Below are 17,836 nucleotides of genomic sequence, written 5' to 3' on the forward strand. Positions count from 1 at the left end.
GCGGGCGGGGGATACGCGTACGGGGCGCCTCCCGGATACGCGGGAGAGACCGGATCGGCCGGGTAAGCCGGCGGGTCCTCCCCCGGATACGCGGGAGAAACCCGATCGGCCGGGTAAGCCGGCGGGTCCTCCCCCGGATACGCGGGAGAAACCCGATCGGCCGGGTAAGCCGCCGGATCCTCCCCCGGATACGCGGGAGAAACCCGATCGGCCGGGTAAGCCGCCGGATCCTCCCCCGGATACGCGGGAGAAACCCGATCGGCCGGGTAGGCGGGCGGGTTGTCCTCCGGGTATGTGGGCGGCGCCGATGATCCGGGGTACGACGCAGGCGCCGCATCATCCGGGTGCACGGGCGGGGTGTCGCCGGGGTATGCGGGCGGCGCCGTTTCCGACGGGTACGGCGGTGGCCCCGCTTCCCCGGGGCGTACGGGAGGAAGGGTCTCCCCCGGATACGCCGGTGCGGCCTCCGGTGCCGGCGCGGGTGGGAGAAGGCCCGGGTACGGCGGTGGTGTGGCCTCCGCTCCCGGGTAGGGAGGGGGGACGTCCTCGTGGTCGGGCATGACGGTGTGTCTCCTGAAGGTCTTCTTCCGATGGGAATCGGCGACGGTGATGTGCGCGTCAGCGGCGGGCTCAGCCGGCGAGCAGTGCGCCGGGCAGCAGCACCAGCGCGACCGTGAACCCGGCGATGCCCGTCCTCAGCCAGCCGTACTTGGTCGAGACGATCCTGCTGTTCTCCGCGAGCGAGGCGAGCACGGCTGCCCGGGGAGCGCGGTCGGTTTCCCGCAGCGCCTCCTCCAGGACCGCCTCTCCTTGGCGGGCCGCCCCGCGGATGTCCGCGAAGTGGGTGAGCGGGGCACCCGGCTGCCAGCCGACCTTCCGGTAGCGGGGCAGGACGGCCATGAGCAGGGAGATCAGCGAGATGAGGAAGCAGGCCGTTCCCGCCCACCACATCACCTGGCCGAGCGCCGCGAGGTGGGAAGGGCGCCAACCGCGCGCGGCGAGCACGCCGACGAGCGCGGCGGCGGTCATGCCCTGGGCGCCCACGAGGACGGAGCCCTTGGTGTCGGCACGGGCGGCTTCCTGGCGCAGTTCGCCCAGCAGCCGCTCCGCGGTGCGCTGCGGCTGCGGCTGCGGCTGCGGCTGCGGCTGCGGCTCCGTCCGCAACGGCGCCGGCGCGGGGCCGGGTTCGGGAGCGGTGGCGCTCATCGCGGCGGCTGCGGAGGCGCGGGATAGCCGAAGACGGGTCCGTTCTCCGGCAGCGGGGGCGGCGGGGTGTCCTCCGGGGATTCGCCCGGGGGCGACGCCTGCGGCGGCGCGCCGCCGCCCTCCGCCGTCGGGGACGCGGCGCCGGTTCCGGGCGCCCGGCCCTCCCCGGTGTCCGGGGCCGGGAGCACGTCCGCCGCGGCCAGCTGCGGTGCCGCGCCCTGTGACAGCTTCGCGCTCAGGACCTCCCTGATGACGTTGGCCGCGAGGCGGCGCGGCTCGTCCATCTGGTGCTCCTCCAGCCCGCCGGGGCCGCCGCCGAGCGCCTGGAGGGCGACCGTGAGCTGGTTCTTCATGGTCAGCAGCTGGTCCTGGCGCAGGTTCTCCATGATGAGGCGGGCGTCCTCGGGGTGCCGGGCGAGCTGGAAGGCCATGGCCGCCGGGCCGCCGCGCTCCAGGTAGTAGGTGTAGTAGTCGATCTTCTTGGCCTCGATCTCCTGGAGCTCCAGCTCCTGGTGGCCGCGGGCCATCCGGCGCTGGTGGTCGAGCGTCTGCTGCTGGAGCTCGACGCGGTGCTGCTGCTCCCCCTGCGCGAGGGCGCGCTCCGCCGCGAGCTCGTCCTCCCGCATGAGCAGCGTGTGCTGGGGTTCGAGTTTCTGGCGCGCGAACTCGATCTCGCGCAGACGGCGTTCCTGCTCCAGCGCCGCCTCGTCGCGCCGGATCTGCAGGCCGCAGCGGACTTCGAGCCCGGCATGGGTGCCCAGCGGCCCGGTGGCTTCGACTGCCTTGCGGGCGTGGAGCTCGGCCGCCGCGCTGTCCTGCATGGCGTAGCCGCGGAGCACGGGCCGTACGGCCTGTTCGACGAGGCGCTGGACCATGGCCGGTACGTTCCGCTCGCCGCTCGCGACGACGGCGGCCGGGTCGAGGACCTGCCAGGTGCAGCTCAGCGACACCTCGAAGAGGAAGGCGTCGTTCTGGCTGGCGAGAGCGAGGACGGTGGCGCACTCGTGCAGCCCCATGTCCACCTCGTACACGCTGGTCCAGCGCCGGGTGGCGAGCTCGGTGCGGCTCGGTCGGCGCGGCGGCAGGTAGGTGTCGAGGGCGCCTTGGGCTGTGGTGAAGACGAGGGCGTGGTCGATGCGCGTGGCGCGCAGCGGCTTGAAGCGGGACAGCTCCTGGATCGTGACCACCGGGTCGACGAGCACGGAGTGCCGGTTGGCGTCCTGCTGCCACTGGGGCGGCTGGCTCAACATGGTGACGCTGCTCCTTGGGACGGTTCGGACGGCGTGGGCCCGGAGGACTCACGCCGAGGGGTGCAGGGGTTCGGCGGAACCGCCGGGCTCACCGGGACGGGGAGTCGGCGCAGGTACGGGCGTCCGCGTACGGTGCGGACACCAGGGCGCGGAGCCGGAGGGCCACGGCGGGCGGGGCGGGGTCGCCCTCGCCGCGCAGGTTCTCCAGGAGGTGGGCGAGCCGCCGGTGGTCCTCGACGGAGACGGCGAGGAGGGGCAGCAGCTCGGCGAGCGCGGTCTCGGCTCCCCGGTCGCTCTCGGCTCCGCGGACCCACTGGCGCAGGGTGTTCTTCCCGGACGCGGTGCACATGGGGTCGTTGAGGACGCTCCGCCAGAGGGCGGCCAGGGCGTGCCGCAGCACCGCCCCGTCCGTGCCGGGTTTAGGGTCGGCGCGTGCGAACAGGTCGAGCAGCAGGGGGCGTCCCGTGCCCGCGGGCCCGTCCGTGGGCCCACTGGCGTGGACCATGGCGCGCAGCACGAAGTCCCGGGTGGTCCCTCGGGCGAGGGTCGGCAGGGCGCCCCACAGGTCGGCTGCCGTGTCCCAGCCGTCGTCTGCTGCCGCCTCCTGTCCCGCGGCGAGCAGCAGCACGGCGGCAGACTGGGCGAGGTCGTCCAACTCTTCCGTCCAGCCGCGGGAAGGCCCGCCCCGGGTCTCCATTCCGCGTACGGCCTCGGTGAGCGCGGCGAGCGCCTCCCGGGGGAAGGCGTCCCCGACCAGCGCGTAGCTGCGGACGGCGGTCCAGCGCAGCCGGTGGTCCGGAGCGGTGCACCATTCCGCGAGGATGCGGGAGACGTGCGGGGCGCCCAGGTGGTGGGCGAGGGCCAGGGCGTTGGCCGCCGCGAGCCGGGAGCGCAGCCGCTGGTCCGCCGCCCAGGAGCGGATGAGGAGCGCCATGGCGGACGGCAGGTCGGCCTCGGCCATGACGGCGGCGGTGGCGGCGGCGCGGGTGCGGACGACGGGCCGGGGGTCGTCGGCGAGGCGGCGCAGCCAGGCCACGAGCGCGGGCCGGGCGGAGGGGTGGCCCGTCCAGACCTCGCGGAGCAGGGTGATGGCGGTGAGCCGGTCCCTGAACTGCACCTTCGTCTGGAGCACGGGGCCCCACTCGGTCTCCTCGGGCTCCTGGTAGCGGTCGGCGAGGGCCTGCTCGACCCGTTGGGCGCTGGAGGTGCCGAAGACGGGGATCCGGGCCGGTTCGCCGGGGTTCTCGATGCGCTGGAGGAGGCCGAAGAGGACATCGCTCAGCTCGGCGGTGAGCGGGTAGGGCGCCTCGTCGAAGGTGGCGAGGGCGATGAGGAACGCCTTGTCGTGGAGGGTGTGGTCCGCGCTGTCGAACCATTCCCGGACCTGGCGTTCGGCGGCGTAGTGGCCGAACGCTCCGAGCTCGGCGAGGGACACCGTGCCCCGGGCGTAGCCGGCGACGCGTTCGGCGAAGCGGGCGGTGTCGGCGACCGGCCGGTGGTGGGCGAGGACGGCCCGTACCTCGGTGAGGGCGAGGAGCTCGTCCACGCTCCGGCCGGCCAGGTCCTTGTTCCTGAGGTGTCCGGCGAGCAGCGCTGCGGGCTCCGGCGGCTGCCAGGGGACGTGGCCCGGTCCGCCGTGGACGACGGGGTGCGGTCCGACGACGAGGACGAGGTGGCTGCCGGTGGCGTGGAGGCGCTCGCTGAGGGCGCGGATGTGGTGCTCGCGCAGGGGGCGTTCGGGGCTGGTGGCGAAGTCGGCGACGAGGTGGCCGCAGCCTTCCCGGAGTTCTGCGGCCAGCCGGCCGGGCGGGAGCGCCGGGTCGAGGGACCGGTAGGTGCGGGAGCCGGCTGCGCGGAGCAGCATGAGGGCGGCCGCCCTTCGGCCGGTGGTGGCGGGCCCGGAGAGGATGGCCACGCGGTGTTCCCTGAGTCCGGCGAGGGCGAGGGCGAACGGGCTTCCGGGCTCCCAGGGTTCCTCCGCGTCATCCGGGCCGCCCGGGCCGTACGGGGTGTCCGGTTGGCCCGGGTCGCGGCCGTCGGCCGGGGCGGTGCCGTCGGGCCGGGTGTCGTCGTCCGGCGCCGCGGGCGGGTAGGCGAAGTTCCGTGCGAGGGCTTCGATTTCGGCGGCGGGGATCTCGCCGGACCGCTCCTCGTCGTCGCCGCCGAGGTGGTATTCGACTTTGCTGCCGCCGAGGATGACGTCACCGGTGACGTGGCCGCCGCTGACGCCGTGCTGGTCGCCGCCGACGAGCGAGCCGCCGATCCGGGCCGAATGCCCGAGCATGATGCCGGGGCTGTGCCGGTAGAGGTCGCGGCGGGAGTCCCAGGCGTGTTCCGTCTCGGTCTCGGCGCTCGATAACTCCTCGGACGCGGTGGCGGTTTCGCCGGTGCCGTCCGGGGAGTGCGGGGCGGTCTCCGGCCGTTCCGGGTGGGGGTCCTGCCCGTCCGGAACGGCCGGGTGGTCCTGGGGTGCGTTCACGACCGGCCCCCGTCCCGGCGGGCGCCGTCCTCGGTACGGGTGCCGCCGAGGACGACGTCACCGGTGACCTGCCCGCCGCTGACGCCGTGCTGGTCGCCGCCGACGAGGGAGCCGTGGATCACCGGCGCGCCGTGGAAGTGGAAGACGGCTCCGGCGGGCCGCTCCTGCAGGGCGGGCGGGGACGCGGGCTCGGACGCCGGGACCCGGCCGGGCTCCGGCGCTCGTACGGGCCCGGGAGCGGCTTCGGGAGCCGGCGCGGCCGAGCGGGCCGGCATCCGGTCGGGCGCCGCGCCCCGGTGGATCCAGGCGGGCAGCACGCCGTCCTTCACGGTGACGTCCGCCTCCTCGAAGAGCTCCGGCCGGACCCCCCGGTGGCCGTGGCGGACCACGCCCTCGTACACCGGGGCGCTCACCGCGAGGACGCAGTGCTCGTCCTGCCGCGCGGCGAGCGCGGAGCGCAGCACGTCGGCGTCGAGCAGCCGGCAGGCCTGGTTGAGGTCGTGGCCGACGAGTCCCCCGGTGGTCCCGGCGTGCGGGTCGTGGGCGACTTCGCCGGCGGCGAGGACGATCCTCAGCCGCATCTGGGCGCTGTCCGAGGCGAGCAGGTTGTGCTCGTGGAGGAGGTCGGGGACGGCCGTGAGCAGCGACCGCAGCAGTACGGTCTTCGCCACGTCTGCGCTGATCAGCACGATCAGCCCGTCACCGCGGTCCTCGCGGTACTGCTGCGTGGCCTCCACTCCGGCGGCTTCGAGTGTCTGGTCCACGATCTTGTTCAAGGTACGACGCAGGACGACCTGCACCACATCGTCGCGGCGGCTGAACCGCTCGATGTCGAGAAGCAGGATGGTCCGGTTGACAGGCTCGCGCATGGCCGCCTTCCGCTGGTGGCACGGCCCCCTCGGGGCCTTCTGACACCGATGAAGATGCCAGGCGCGGGGAGTCCGAGGCGACGGAACTTAGCACACTCGGAATGTGACCACGTGCACACAACGGGGCCTGGCGCAGGCCGGTCGGCGGCAGTGGTCAGCCGTTTCCGGAGCGGGCCATCTGCCGGAGCACGTCAGGTCGTACGACGACGAGTCCGCGCCGCCCGGTCCGTACGACGCCCCGTTCCCGCAGTGGTTTGAGCAGCCGGGCGACGGCCTCGCGCGAGGCGCCGACCGAGCCCGCGAGGTCGCTCTGGGTGAGTCCGGCGCGGAGCTGGACGCCGTCCTCCGACTCCGTGCCGTGGGTGCGCATCAGTTCGAGCAGGAGCAGGGCGAGCCGCTCCTGCACGGTGAGGGAGGCGAACTGCACGCGCCGCCGGTCGCTGTCGCGGGTGCGGTCGGCGGTCAGGGCGAGTAACTTCCGGGCGATGAGCGGCCGTTCGTCGAGCAGGGCGGCGAACCGGTCGGCGGGGACGGCGAGCGCCTCGATCCGTTCGAGCGCGGTGACGGTGGCCCCGCGCGGCCGCCCGCTGAGCAGGGCCTGCTCGCCGACGATGTCGCCGGGCCCGCGGAGCGCGAGGAGCGCCTCGTACCCGTTGGGTGCGGCGGAGGTCACCTTGGCCCAGCCGGAGAGGACGACCAGGACGTGGGTCGAGGGTTCGTGCTCGCGCAGCAGGACCTGTCTCGCGGGGAAGACGAGGGGACTGCCGCTGTGGATGAGCGCTTTCCGGTCGTCGGAGTCCAGCCGGGCCACGAACGGGACCTGGTCCTCGAACTGCATCAACGGTCTCTCCCCGCCCGCCCCTTCGGGCCGCGCACGATGGTTCTCGACGATCCGCGAGGTTAGCGCATGCACGGCTCCGGCTTCAGGGGCCGATCTCGAATTCGGGGGGATCGAGGCTCTTGAGGCATGCGGTGTCCGGTGCGGTCGGATCGTCGAAGAACGAGGCGGTGATCGCCTGCGCGCACTTCGACGTGGCGAACACCACGTGGGGCTCGTACGGGACCGTGACGACCTTGGCCCGGTTCAGTGTGCGGGCGACGTACGGCCCGTTGGACGCGCCGGTCTGGGCGTCGAAGCCGCCCGACAGCGCCAGGGTGGGGATGTCGCTGCGCGTGGCGTCCCGGATCGAACGCGGCGCCGCGGGGACGTTCCAGACGTCGCAGTCCGCGCGGAGGAAGGTGAGCTGCGGGGCCTGGGCCAGTACCGATCGGGGGAACGACGGGTACACGTCCTGCCCGCCCCGGAGCGCTTGGGCCTCGGTCTCGTACGGCGTCCACTCGCTGCAGAAGACGCCGTAGGCGAGGCCGTGGGCCACGCGGCCGATGGCCTGGGGGCTGTACTTGCCGGCCGCCCACTGCTGGGCGATCCGCTGGGGTTTGCCCTGGGCCAGCTCGTCGAGGGAGCGGGGCACCCCTTCCGCGACATGGGTGGCGGAGGTCAGCCAGTTCACCAGGGCTCCGCCGTCCAGGACGGCCTTCACCTGCTTCCGGCTGCCGGGGAGCGTGACGGTGGTGGTGACCGGCTTGGCTTCGAGTTCGCGGACGAGGCGCTCGAAGGTGGTGGACAGGTTGGGGTAGCGGCGGTTGCACGCCGGGTCCTGCGCGCAGGCCTTGAACAGGCCGTCGAAGCCCTGCTTGGCGCTGCTCCAGGTCAGGGCCGATCCCGCCTTGGACGGCGGGAGGATGCCGTCGATGCCGACCGACCGGATTCCTTCCGGGTGTTGGCGCATGTAGACGAGCGCCAGGTGGGTGCCGTAGGAGATGCCGAAGACGTTCCACCGGTCGACGCCGAGGGCGGCGCGCAGGTCCGCGTAGTCGGCAGCGCTCTCGGTGTCGTTGTAGGCGCTGAGGTCGGCGCCGCGGGCCGCCAGTCGCTCACGGCAGGCTCGGGTCGCGTCGACGTGCAGGCGCTCGGTGGACGGGGCGTCGTAGACGAGGCCGGTCGCGCGGGCGTTGAACTCGTCGATGTTCGGGCAGGTGAGCTGCGGGTCCGCCGAGTACGTGCCGCGCTGGGACATGAAGATCACGTCACGGTTCCGGTTGAGGCCGCCGTCGATCGCCATCTTCGCCTCCCCGACCGCGTCGTCTCCGGGGCCGCCGGCGAGCCACACGATCGGGTCGGGTTTCGGGGTCCCTGATTTCGCGGGCACGATCGCGACACCGAGGGTGATCTTTCGGCTGTCCGGCCTGGAGCGGTTCTCGGGCACGGTGAGTGTTCCGCAGCGGGCCTCTTCGAGCGCGGCGATCGGCTCCGGGTTCTTCGGGCAGGGGCCGGGCGCGAAGCGGGCGTCGCCCACCGTCCGGGCCACCGTGCCGATCGGGGCGCCCGGGCTCGGGGCCGCCCCGGTGCCGGTGCCGGTGCCGTTCCGGGCGTGGGCGGGTGCCGTCAACAAGCCCGTGATCAGGATGCCGGTGGCCACGGCGGCCGACCTGGTGCGGGGCCGTCGCGCGGGGCGGCGGCCGCGTCGGGACGCAGGGTTGGCTGCCATCTGCCCTCCCGTTCATTTCGGGCTGATCGTGAACGGTTTCGGTGCGAGGCCGGCCACGCAGCCGGTGTCGGGCGAAGTCGGGTCCGCGAGGAACGAGGCCAGCACCTTCTGCGCGCAGGGCGACTGGGGTACCACCCAGTGGGTGATCCCGGGGATCCGTACGGAGGTGGAGCGGGACAGCGTGCGGGCCGCCTCGCGCGCCCAGCTCGCCCCGGTCTTCCCGTCGAACGTACCGGAGACGAGGAGCGCGGGCACCGCGCTGACGGTGGCCGCGCGCTGGGCGGAGGTACGGTCCGGAACGTTCCAGATGCCGCACGCGTCGTACTGGAAGGGAAGTTGCGGTGCCTGGGCCAGGACACTGTCCGGCCATCCGGGGAAGGCCCGGCGTCCCGCGTTCAGCACGTCGGATTCCGAGTATCCCGGGGCCCATTCGCTGCACGCCACCGACTCGGTCAGGCCGTGCGCGGTCATGCCGACGGCCTGGACCGAGTCGGCCGCGCGGGCCTGCGCGAACCGCTCCGGGCGTCCGCGGCTCAGCTCGTCGATGGCTGCCGGGACATCGTGGGCCTTGACGGCGTTGGCGACGAGCAGGTTCAGCACCGCTCCCCCGTCGAGGACCACCTTCACCGGGTCTCCTCCGCGCGGCGGCCGGGCGTTCAGCGTCAGCGGGTTGGCCTCCAGCTTGCGCACCTGCTCCGTCAGCGTGCGGGAGAGGTCCGGGTAGCGGCTGCTGCAGCGCGGTTCGGCCGCGCACGCCCGGAGGATGGTGCCGATGCCTTCCCGTGCGCTGCTCCAGGTCCAGGGCAGGGTCGCGACCTGCGGGGGCGTGACCGAGTCGATCGCCACCGCGCGGATGCCCTCGGGGTGGTTGCGCAGGTAGGTGAGGGCCAGGTCGGATCCGTAGGAGTAGCCGTAGACGTTCCACTCGGCGATGCCGAGCGCCGTGCGCAGGTCGGCGAAGTCGGCGGCGTTCTCGGCGGTGTTGTAGGCGCTCAGGTCGATCCCGTCGGCCGCCAGCCGGTCCCGGCAGCTCCTCACCGCGTCCAACAGGAGCCGCTTCGCCGGCGCCGAAGCGTAGCGGAGGCCCACGTACCTGGCGTAGAAGCGGTCCAGTTCCGGGCAGGCGAGGTTCGGCCGGTCGTGGAGGTTTCCGCGCTGGGCCATGATGACCAGTTCGCGGTCCCGGTTCACGCCGGCGTCGACGAGGATGGGGATGTCGTCGAACGTGTCGCCGCCGGGGCCGCCCGCCATGAACACCACCGGGTCCGCGGCGGGCTTCGCCGAAGCGGCCGGAATGACCGCCACAGCCAGCTTGATGGTCCGGCCGCTGGAGCGGGCGGCACGGTTCTCGGGGACCTCCAGGAAGCCGCACCGGGCTCTGTCGAGCGCGGCGACCGGCTCGGGCGTCTTCGGACAGGGCCCGGGCACGAACCGCGCCGCCGGAACGGCCGGGCTGGGTCCGGCGCCGCGGGCGGGCGGTGACGCGGCGCTGCTCCCTGCCGGGCCGAAGGCTGCCAGGCAGGCCAGAGCCGCCGCGGCGGCCGTCGCGTTGAGGCTGCGCTTTGCCATACGATCCCGCTCCTCTGCCGACATCCACGGCTGCCCGGCGGGACTGGGCCGTGGGGGTGTGGGCGGAACGCACGCACGTACCCCGACCGTACCGCGCGGCGCGTGCACCCGCACACGGGCAGCGGCCGGCAGGATGCCGGTCCCGGATCAGCGGCGACGCCGAGGGGGTTCGGGCCGGTGGAGTGCGTGCCGGCGAAGGCGCGTGCCCCGTCGCGGGGGCGAGCAGCGCCCGGCGGAGGGAGGGCACGGGCTCCGCCGGCCGCACGGTCCGGTCCGCCTCGGCCGGAGGCGCCCTCGCCTGCCCCGGCATCTGCTCCGCCATCGCGGTGAGCAGGTCTTCTCGGTGGCGCAGTACCGGTGGAGCGCCGGGCCTGCGCCCCAGCGCATCGGCGAGCCGTCGCATGACGGGCGCGCCGAAGCCGGGTCGAGGCGGGGCGGCCGACCGCGCCCCGTACGGGTGGGCGTACTCACGCCCTCACCGGGGTGCCCCTCGGGCTCCCGGACACCCCGTCAACACCGGTCAGGTCAGAGGCGTGCGGTGAAGGCCGATCAGCAGGCGCCAGACCCGCCCGGCGATCCCGTCCGGGGTCGCCTCGATGAGGCCGTGCAGCCAGTCGGCGAGTACCCCGGTGAAGGCCCCGGCCACCGCCGAGGCGACCAGCTCGGGATCCGGCGCGCCGGCCAGGGCACGCTCGGCCCGGCTGCGGGCGCGCAGGTCGCGGTGCAGGACCCGGCCGAGCGGACCGCCGCCGCCGGGGCGGAGCAACTCCCGGTAGAGCGCCGCGTGCCCGGGAAGCCGCTCGAAGAAGTCGACCAGGGCGGGCGGCGGGCTCGCCGGGTCGGGGACGCCGCGCCAGGCGTGCAGGGCGTCGACGGCCTCCCGGACGATCCCGGCGCAGGCGTCGACGGCCAGCGCCTCCAGATCGGCGTAGTGGACGTAGAACGTGGCCCGGCCGACGCCGGCCCGGCGCACCAGGGCGGCGACGCTCACCTTGTCCAGCGGGCCGCTCGCGCACTCCTCCAGCAGGGCACGGCGCAGCGTGGCGCGGGTCCGCTCGGTACGGGGATCCCCGGGCACGGCGGTCACCCGGCCGGCAGGACCGCGGCGAGCGCCAGGGCGCCGGGCAGCGCCTGGGCGATCAGGATGCGGCGGTTGGCGGTGAAGCCGCCGTAGAGCCCGGCCACCACCACGCAGACCAGGAAGAAGACCCGGACCTGGAACCCGGTCGGGTCCCCGGCGAACAGGCCCCAGACGAGGCCGGCGGCCAGGAAGCCGTTGTAGAGGCCCTGGTTGGCGGCGAGCGGGGCGGTGGCGCGGGCCAGGTCCGCGTCGAATCCGGAGAGCTTGCGCCCGGGCGCGCGCTCCCACAGGAACATCTCCAGCACCAGGACATACAGGTGCAGGACGGCCACCAGGCCCACCAGCACGGTCGCAGTCGTCTCCATCGACCAGCCACTCCCCGAATCGCGCAGACAGCGAAGAACTTTCGAAAATTTCCTGGACAAGCGTCCCGAATATATGGACATCTGTCCAGGAAGTCAAAGACGAGTACATCCGGCCGCGAAGGTCGGCGGGCTCCGGTCCTGCGGGCTCGCGCGGGCCGGATCGGCGAAGGCCCGGCGAAGGCCCGGCGAAGGCACTGCATGTCGCCGCCAACAGCGCACGTCCGGAGCGGTGATTGGCCACGGCCGGGTCGAACTCGACCCAGGAGGCAGGGCGTCCGCCGAACAGATGCCGCGCGCGGCGCTCCGACAGCAGCCCCGGAGCGGCGGCATCACCCGATTGGACGCCTCTGATGAGCAGAGCACCCTCGGCGCCCGCGCCGGCTTCCCCGGGCCCGGTCACGGCAAGCCTCCCCCTTCGGCGCACACCACACCAACGGCTCACCCGGGCGGGGCGGGGCTCGAGTTGCGCGGGGCCCACGGCTGTGCAGGGCGCACCGGAGGCTGCGGACCGGGCGGGTTCGGCTTGCGGATCCGGCCGTACCGGCGCTCACAATGAGGGCTGACAGTGTGAAACCAGAGCCAAACGGCCTGAACCGTCACATACTTTCGCGTGACGCGCATCCCAATCCGGCGGGAAGGGGAGAACGTGAGTTCCGAACCGCGGTCAGAGCGTCCCACGGGCCCGCCCTCCGGGCCTCTTTCCGGCCGGCCGTCGGGACCTCCGCCCCCGCCTCCGCCCTCCGGCGGCGGCCGGGGCGGCCCCGGCGGCCCCGGCGGCCCCGGCGGCCCCGAGGGACAGCCCGGCGGGGGAGGTCGCCCCTGGTGGCGGTCCGTGCCGCGGGTGGCGGCGGTCACCAGCGGCATTGCCGTCGCCGTGGTCCTGACCGTCGTCCTCACCCGCCCGAGCGGGGGCCCCGCCCAGGCCGGAGAGGTCATCCTGCAGCCCGCGAGCGCGAGCGGGCCGGACCCGTTCACCCCGTCGACGGCGAACACGGCCACGGCGCTGCCGGCAGCCGCCCCGGTTGACGCGCCCACCCAGGCGGGCGCCATCCGCAGCGTCTCGGGAGGGGAGGTCGGCCTGTACGGCGGTACCCGCAACAGCCCGGCCTGCGACGTCGAGAAGCAGATCCGCTACGTGACGGCCGACACGGGCAGGAACAAGGCCTTCGCGTCCTCGCTGAACGTCCAGCCGTCCGCGGTCCCCGGATATCTGCGGTCGCTGACGCCCCTGCAGCTGCGCTCGGACACCCGAGTCACCAACCACGGTTACAAGAACGGCACCTCCACCGGCTACCAGTCGGTGCTCCAGTCCGGCACGGCCGTCCTCGTCGACGGCCGCGGCGAGCCGAAGGTGCGCTGCGCATGCGGCAATCCGCTGGCCCGGGCGGTCGCCCAGAGGGGCACGCCCAAGCAGACGGGGACCGCCTGGTCCGGATACCGGCCGCAGAACGTCGTGGTCGTCAACCGTGCTCCCACGGTGATCAAGACCTTCGTCATCCTCGACGTGAAGAACGGCAACTGGGTCCGCAGGCAGTCGGGCGACCACGGCCACCGCGACACGAGGACCTCGCCGCCGCGGAGGCACTGGCCGCTGCCGCTGCCGCCGACGAAATCACCTCACACCAGGTCGCCCGCGACCCTGTCCCCGGACACCAGATCTCCGGGCACCAAATCTCCGGGCACCAAATCTCCGGGCACCAAGTCTCCCGGCACCAAGTCTCCGGGCACCAAGTCTCCCGGCACGCTGTCCCCGGGCGTGAAGCCCCCGGCCACGCAGAGCCCGGCAACCAAGCCCCCGGCCACGCTGAGCCCGGGCGCCAAGACCCCGGCGACCCCGAGCCCGGCAACCAAGCCCCCGGCAACCCCGAGCCCGGGTGTCAAGTCCCCCGCGACCGAATCCCCGGCCTCCCTGCCGGCGACGAAGGAACCCGGCGCCAAGACCCCGGAGCCTCCGACGCCCGCGTCCGTGCCTCCGGTGACGAAGGAGCCCGGTACCCCGCCGCCGGCGGCCAGCGAGCCGGGCAGTGCGCCCCCGCCGCCGTCCCCGGCCGAGCCCGCGACGCCGGCCGCACCGGTCTCACCGGCCGCACCCGTGACGCCGGAGGTCCCGGCTCCGGGGAGCGTGGTGCCCGAGCCACGGGCGACGGAGCCCGTCGGCCCCGAGCCCGTGCGCCCGGAGCCCGAAGGCCCCGAGCCTCCGGCGCCCCCACCCGCGGACGAGCCGCCCGGCAACGGAAACCAGGAGTAGCCGCGCGCAACACCGGACGCCGGAGAGGCGGTGACCTCTCCGGCGTCTGCGGTGTTCCGTGTTTCGTGCGGCGCGGCTCTCACTTTCCGATCTTCGCCTTCAGCAGGTCCTTGAGGTTCTGCTTGAGCTCCTGCTTGACCAGCTCCTGCTTGGACACCGTGCCGCCCGTACCTGTGGCGTCACCGGTCACCGCGGTCGCATCGCCGGTGTTGACGGCATCGGCGCCGGCGTCACCGCTCCTGGCGTTGCCGGTGCGGATGTCGCAGCCGCCGTCGCAATCGGCCACGCCGGAATTCGCGGTGCCGCTCTTGGCCTCACCCCCCACGGTCGTGTTCCCGGCGGTCGCGTCGCCGCTGGTGCCGATGCCGTCGGCGCTGTCGTCCTGGAGGACGGACACGACCTGCTGCGGGGCGGCGACCGGAGCGGCCATCGCCGTCGCCGGCAGGGCGATACCACCGCCCACCAGAGCCACGCAAGCACCGGCCAGAACAATACGACGGGCCCGAATACGCTCGAACACAATAATTCTCCACTCGCTACAGAAAGGGTTCACATGAGCCGCCCAACGGAACCGGCCGCGGATTTTCCACCATTTTCCGATTTCCTCGGGGAGGTCCCGGCCAGGGCGTACTTCCAATAAACCGTGCGAGCGGAGGCGCGTCACGCCACTCGAATTCGTGGCTTGACGGCCCCATCCGATCTTGATAACGCGGAGCCGAGGGCTCGGGGAGAGGCCGGCAGGTCGTTTCACCGAGTGGGAAGCGCCGCAGGTCGTGTACCTCTTCGACGGGTGACAACGGGTGGTCCGCCCGGCGTCACGCACCGCCCCCGACGCGGCACAGCCGTGCGCCGGAGAGGCTCCTGCCTTCTCCGGCGCACGGTGGGTGGGGGCGGCTCCCCGGGACGGGTCCCGGGGGCGGCCTGTCGGCGCTCACTTGCCGAGCTTCGCCTTCAGATCCTCCTTCAGCTGCTTCTTCAGCTCCTGCTTCGACACCGTGCCGCCCTTGCCGGTGGCATCGCCACTCACCGCGGTGGCATCGCCGGTGTTGATGGCGTCGGCGCTGGCGTCGCCGCTGGTGGCGTTGCCGGTGTTGATCGTGCACTTGCCCTTGCAGCTGCCGACGCCGGAGTTGGCGGTGCCGCTGGTGGCGGTGCCGCCGACGGTGGTGTTGTCCGCGGTCGCGTCGCCGCTGGTGCCGATGCCGTCGGCGCTGTCGTCCTGGAGGACGGACACGGCCTGCTGCGGGGCGGCGACCGGGGCGGCCATCGCCGTCGCCGGGAGGGCGATACCGCCGCCCACCAGGGCCACGGAGGCGCCGGCCAGAACGATTCGACGGGTCCAAAAACGCTCGAACATGTGAATTCTCCACTCGGTATGGTAAGGGTTTTCGTGAACCGCCCCGCAGGAGGAGCCGGAATCTTTTGCCGGCCCCTTTCCTTCCGGTGGTTCCCGGGGAGGGCGTACTTCCAATAAACCCCCTCGAGCGAAGACGCGTCACGCCACTTGAATGCGTGGCTTGACGGCTGCCGCCGAGCCTGTTATTCGGCCGATGCCGTCCGGCGGGCCGCACCCCGCGGCGATCCGGGCGCCGGGAGAACACGCCGCAGGCCGCAAGATCCTGCTCGCTCCATGATCCACACGCTAACGTCACCCTCGCAAAAGCCCCCGGGGGATCTCCCCGACGTCTGCCACGCCACCGGACGCATCCGACCGCAGCCCAGCGCCCCCAGCGCCCCGCCTTGGCCGCAGGCGAAGACTTCGCACACACGAATCCCGGAGAGTTTCCGATGAACGCGCGTTCCTGGACCCGTCGTATCGTGCTGACCGCGGCTTCCGTGGCACTGACCGGCGGCGTGGTGCTGCCGTCGACCGCGATGGCCGCACCGCCAGCCCCGTACCACAGCAGCGCCCTCGCCCCCGGCGGGTGCACCGGCCTCTGCCACGGCAGCACCAACACCGCCACGGGTGTCGGTGCCTCCGGCTCGTGCGAGGGCCTCTGCCACGAAAGCACCAACACGGCCGTGGGCGACGGCGCCTCCGGCGTGTGCAAGGGGCTGTGCAGGAACAGCACCAGCACCTCCGTGGGCGTCGGCGCCTACAACGAGTGCACGGGCCTGTGCGGCAGCAGCACCAACACCTCCGTCGGCGCAGGCGCCTCGGCCTCGTGCACCGGCCTCTGCTCCGACAGCGTCAACACCGCCGTGAGCGACGACGTCCTGAGCACGGGCACGTTCCGTGCCCTGGCCGGCGTCCAGAACGGCAGTCGGGCGGCGGGCGACACCAGCGACGGCACCGACGCCAGCGCCACCGCCATCACCGGTGCCGCGACGGCGGAGAACAACACGCTCGGCGGTACCGCCACCTCCGGCGACGCCGACACCGGCGTCGACACCTGCATCGGCCGCTGCACGATCACCACGGGCGACGCCACCTCCGGTGACGCCAGCGCCGACGCCTTCAACATCGGTTCGGCGACGGCCATCAGCGGCGACGCCACCGCCGCGGGCGGCGGCAGCTGACAGCACGGCGATCGGAATCACGGCCAGTCCACGTGCGCGTGAGGGGGGGACAGCCTTCCGGCGTGCGACGGCCGGACCGGGGCGCCCGGCTCAGCGGTACCGGGCCGCGCCGGCCACGAGCAGCGGCTTCAGGGCGGCATCGACCTCAGCCGGATCACGGCCGCGGTTCCCGGCCTGATCAGCAACATCAGCACGGCGCGCGCGAGCAGCGCACCCCAGGCGAAGCCTCTCGTCTGCCCGTGCGGTGATGTCCTGGTACGCGTCGTCCGTCCGTCTCGCCCGCCACCCGGCCTCCCGGAACACCGCCCAACGCCTGTCCTGCGGGAGAGCGGTCGAGCAGCCCGCTCAAAGCTGCGGCACGGCGGCTGCGATGGGCGCGGCCCGGAAGTGGTGGCCGTTGAGCAGCGCGCGGCCCAGCGGGGTGAGCGCGTGCATGACCGCGCTGCCGTGGCGGGTGGTGGTGATGAGGCCGGCGTGGCGCAGGACGGTGGCCTGCTCGCTGGCGGTGGGCAGGGACGTCGAGATCCGCTCGGCCAGCTGCCCGGTGGTGCAGGGCCCCCGGCCGATCGCGTCGAGGGCGTGGGCGCGGGTCCGGCCCAGGAGGGCGGTGAGGGCCTTGTCCAGCCCGTACTCGGGTGTGGTCAGCAGCGCGGCGGCGTCGGCGACGCTGTGGATGACGGGCACGAACAGCACGGTGGGAGCCTGCCCGTCGACCTCGCTGGTGTAGGTGGCGGGTCCGGTCCGGCTGAACGCCGAGGGGACCAGCAGCAGGCCCCGGCCGCCCAGTTCGACGGTGCCGGTGAGGGCTCCCCGGCCGACCTCCAGCACCGGGGACCGCCAGCGGAACCCGGGCGGCAGGCCGGCGAGCATCGCTTCCACGCCGTGCTCGGCGAGGACCCGGGCGTGCGCGGCCTGCTCGGCCTGCAGCCGGGACAGGATCCGCGGCCAGTACGGCGCCACGGCGGAGCGGTGGGCCTCCTGGAGGTAGGCCAGCAGCTCCTCACGGTCCTTGCGGTCGTACGCGATGTCGCCCCACGCGGTGCCCTGCCAGGGGCCGGTGCAGCGCGTGTAGCGGGCCCGGACGGCGACGGCTCCGACGAGTTCGCCGTGCACGTGCTCCGCCCCCGCCGCGCGCAGGGCCTCGAGGCCCTCTTCGAGGGTGGCCGCTGCTCCGGTGACGGTGAAGAGGTCCAGGTACGCCTCGTGGAAGAGGGCGGAGGCGGGGTGCTTGCGTGCGGCCGAGGTCGCGTCGACCTTCCGGCGCCAGGCATCGAACAGTGCCCGCTCCTGCGTCTGCTGCAGGGTCGTCAGGGAGAGCAGCGTCTCCCCGAGCGGCCCCCAGGTCGCCGCGATCCGGGTCCTGGCGAGGTCCTCGGACGTGAACACGATGCGCAGCACGGGATGACCTCCTGGCGGCCTCCTGGGCGGGTCGGGGCTGACATCTTCCCCGCTCCCCCGGCCCGGCCCAAGGGGCCTTTGCGTCAGGCACTTCGGCCGTGGCCGAAAGGGCTGGGCCTTTCCGGGGCCGCCGTTGCAGGATCGTTTCCGGGGCGACGGGCACGCGCCGGGCGGGGGGGCCTGGCCCGTGTCCGCAGCCCGCGGCCCCGCGCACGGCGTCCGGCGGGCCCGACCCGACGGGGGTGGGGCGGACCCGCCGGACACCGGAAGCGGGGCCGACCGGGGGCGGGCCGATCAGGGGC

At 73.7% G+C, this 17,836-nt stretch carries 14 protein-coding genes; 2 read left to right on the top strand and 12 right to left on the bottom strand.

Features of this window, described 5'->3' with window-relative positions:
- Positions 1–630: 630 nt before the first annotated feature.
- The 9 genes from HYE82_RS21580 to HYE82_RS21620 all read right to left on the bottom strand — a co-directional run bounded on the left by HYE82_RS21580 (position 631) and on the right by HYE82_RS21620 (position 11,368).
- A complete protein-coding gene (locus tag HYE82_RS21580) occupies positions 631–1,206 on the bottom strand; it encodes a Pycsar system effector family protein (RefSeq protein ID WP_179175776.1) in 576 nt (191 codons plus the stop codon).
- A complete protein-coding gene (locus HYE82_RS21585) occupies positions 1,203–2,456 on the bottom strand; it encodes a PE-PGRS family protein (RefSeq protein WP_179175777.1) in 1,254 nt (417 codons plus the stop codon). Before HYE82_RS21585 ends, HYE82_RS21580 begins: the two co-directional genes overlap by 4 nt.
- An 88-nt stretch (positions 2,457–2,544) precedes the next feature.
- The gene (locus HYE82_RS21590) at positions 2,545–4,935 is read right to left on the bottom strand and encodes a hypothetical protein (RefSeq protein ID WP_179175778.1); all 2,391 of its coding nucleotides are present in this window, start codon (positions 4,933–4,935) and stop codon (positions 2,545–2,547) included.
- Positions 4,932–5,804, bottom strand: a complete 873-nt coding sequence (locus tag HYE82_RS21595; protein ID WP_179175779.1) for a hypothetical protein — start codon at positions 5,802–5,804, stop codon at positions 4,932–4,934. Before HYE82_RS21595 ends, HYE82_RS21590 begins: the two co-directional genes overlap by 4 nt.
- A gap of 154 nt (positions 5,805–5,958) precedes the next feature.
- Entirely contained in the window at positions 5,959–6,642 is a 684-nt protein-coding gene (locus HYE82_RS21600) for a Crp/Fnr family transcriptional regulator (RefSeq protein ID WP_179175780.1), read from the bottom strand.
- A gap of 85 nt (positions 6,643–6,727) precedes the next feature.
- Positions 6,728–8,353 carry an alpha/beta fold hydrolase gene (locus HYE82_RS21605; RefSeq protein WP_179175781.1) on the bottom strand — a complete coding sequence of 542 codons (1,626 nt, stop codon included), beginning with the start codon at positions 8,351–8,353 and terminating at the stop codon, positions 6,728–6,730.
- Between the two features lie 12 nt (positions 8,354–8,365).
- Positions 8,366–9,922 carry an alpha/beta fold hydrolase gene (locus HYE82_RS21610; RefSeq protein WP_179175782.1) on the bottom strand — a complete coding sequence of 519 codons (1,557 nt, stop codon included), beginning with the start codon at positions 9,920–9,922 and terminating at the stop codon, positions 8,366–8,368.
- A 520-nt stretch (positions 9,923–10,442) separates the two neighbouring features.
- The gene (locus tag HYE82_RS21615; RefSeq protein ID WP_179175783.1) at positions 10,443–11,000 is read right to left on the bottom strand and encodes a TetR/AcrR family transcriptional regulator; all 558 of its coding nucleotides are present in this window, start codon (positions 10,998–11,000) and stop codon (positions 10,443–10,445) included.
- A gap of 5 nt (positions 11,001–11,005) precedes the next feature.
- The gene (locus HYE82_RS21620) at positions 11,006–11,368 is read right to left on the bottom strand and encodes a DUF1304 domain-containing protein (RefSeq protein ID WP_179175784.1); all 363 of its coding nucleotides are present in this window, start codon (positions 11,366–11,368) and stop codon (positions 11,006–11,008) included.
- An 832-nt stretch (positions 11,369–12,200) separates the two neighbouring features.
- Here HYE82_RS21620 and HYE82_RS21625 point away from each other — a divergent pair.
- Positions 12,201–13,616, top strand: a complete 1,416-nt coding sequence (locus HYE82_RS21625; protein ID WP_179175785.1) for a DUF6777 domain-containing protein — start codon at positions 12,201–12,203, stop codon at positions 13,614–13,616.
- 79 nt (positions 13,617–13,695) lie between these two features.
- Here HYE82_RS21625 and HYE82_RS21630 read toward each other — a convergent pair whose 3' ends face one another.
- Positions 13,696–14,136: a hypothetical protein gene (locus HYE82_RS21630; RefSeq protein ID WP_179175786.1), complete on the bottom strand. Its 441-nt coding sequence runs from the start codon at positions 14,134–14,136 to the stop codon at positions 13,696–13,698.
- Positions 14,137–14,547: 411 nt separating this feature from the next.
- On the bottom strand, positions 14,548–14,973 hold the full coding sequence (locus HYE82_RS21635; protein WP_179175787.1) for a hypothetical protein: 426 nt from the start codon (positions 14,971–14,973) through the stop codon (positions 14,548–14,550).
- Positions 14,974–15,404: 431 nt separating this feature from the next.
- Here HYE82_RS21635 and HYE82_RS21640 point away from each other — a divergent pair, with 431 nt between their 5' ends.
- The gene (locus HYE82_RS21640; protein WP_179175788.1) at positions 15,405–16,136 is read left to right on the top strand and encodes a hypothetical protein; all 732 of its coding nucleotides are present in this window, start codon (positions 15,405–15,407) and stop codon (positions 16,134–16,136) included.
- 345 nt (positions 16,137–16,481) lie between these two features.
- Here HYE82_RS21640 and HYE82_RS21645 read toward each other — a convergent pair whose 3' ends face one another.
- Positions 16,482–17,534 carry a helix-turn-helix transcriptional regulator gene (locus HYE82_RS21645; protein ID WP_179175789.1) on the bottom strand — a complete coding sequence of 351 codons (1,053 nt, stop codon included), beginning with the start codon at positions 17,532–17,534 and terminating at the stop codon, positions 16,482–16,484.
- Positions 17,535–17,836: the final 302 nt, after the last annotated feature.

The organism is Streptomyces sp. BR123 (assembly GCF_013401435.1).
Lineage (GTDB): Bacteria > Actinomycetota > Actinomycetes > Streptomycetales > Streptomycetaceae > Streptomyces.

Bases quoted from the DNA above. Each gene is read 5' to 3' on its own strand.
- HYE82_RS21635 (WP_179175787.1), bottom strand. From the start codon at position 14,973: ATGTTCGAGCGTTTTTGGACCCGTCGAATCGTTCTGGCCGGCGCCTCC.
- HYE82_RS21620 (WP_179175784.1), bottom strand. From the start codon at position 11,368: ATGGAGACGACTGCGACCGTGCTGGTGGGCCTGGTGGCCGTCCTGCAC.
- HYE82_RS21610 (WP_179175782.1), bottom strand. From the start codon at position 9,922: ATGGCAAAGCGCAGCCTCAACGCGACGGCCGCCGCGGCGGCTCTGGCC.
- HYE82_RS21640 (WP_179175788.1), top strand. From the start codon at position 15,405: ATGAACGCGCGTTCCTGGACCCGTCGTATCGTGCTGACCGCGGCTTCC.
- HYE82_RS21605 (WP_179175781.1), bottom strand. From the start codon at position 8,353: ATGGCAGCCAACCCTGCGTCCCGACGCGGCCGCCGCCCCGCGCGACGG.
- HYE82_RS21595 (WP_179175779.1), bottom strand. From the start codon at position 5,804: ATGCGCGAGCCTGTCAACCGGACCATCCTGCTTCTCGACATCGAGCGG.
- HYE82_RS21600 (WP_179175780.1), bottom strand. From the start codon at position 6,642: ATGCAGTTCGAGGACCAGGTCCCGTTCGTGGCCCGGCTGGACTCCGAC.
- HYE82_RS21580 (WP_179175776.1), bottom strand. From the start codon at position 1,206: ATGAGCGCCACCGCTCCCGAACCCGGCCCCGCGCCGGCGCCGTTGCGG.
- HYE82_RS21585 (WP_179175777.1), bottom strand. From the start codon at position 2,456: ATGTTGAGCCAGCCGCCCCAGTGGCAGCAGGACGCCAACCGGCACTCC.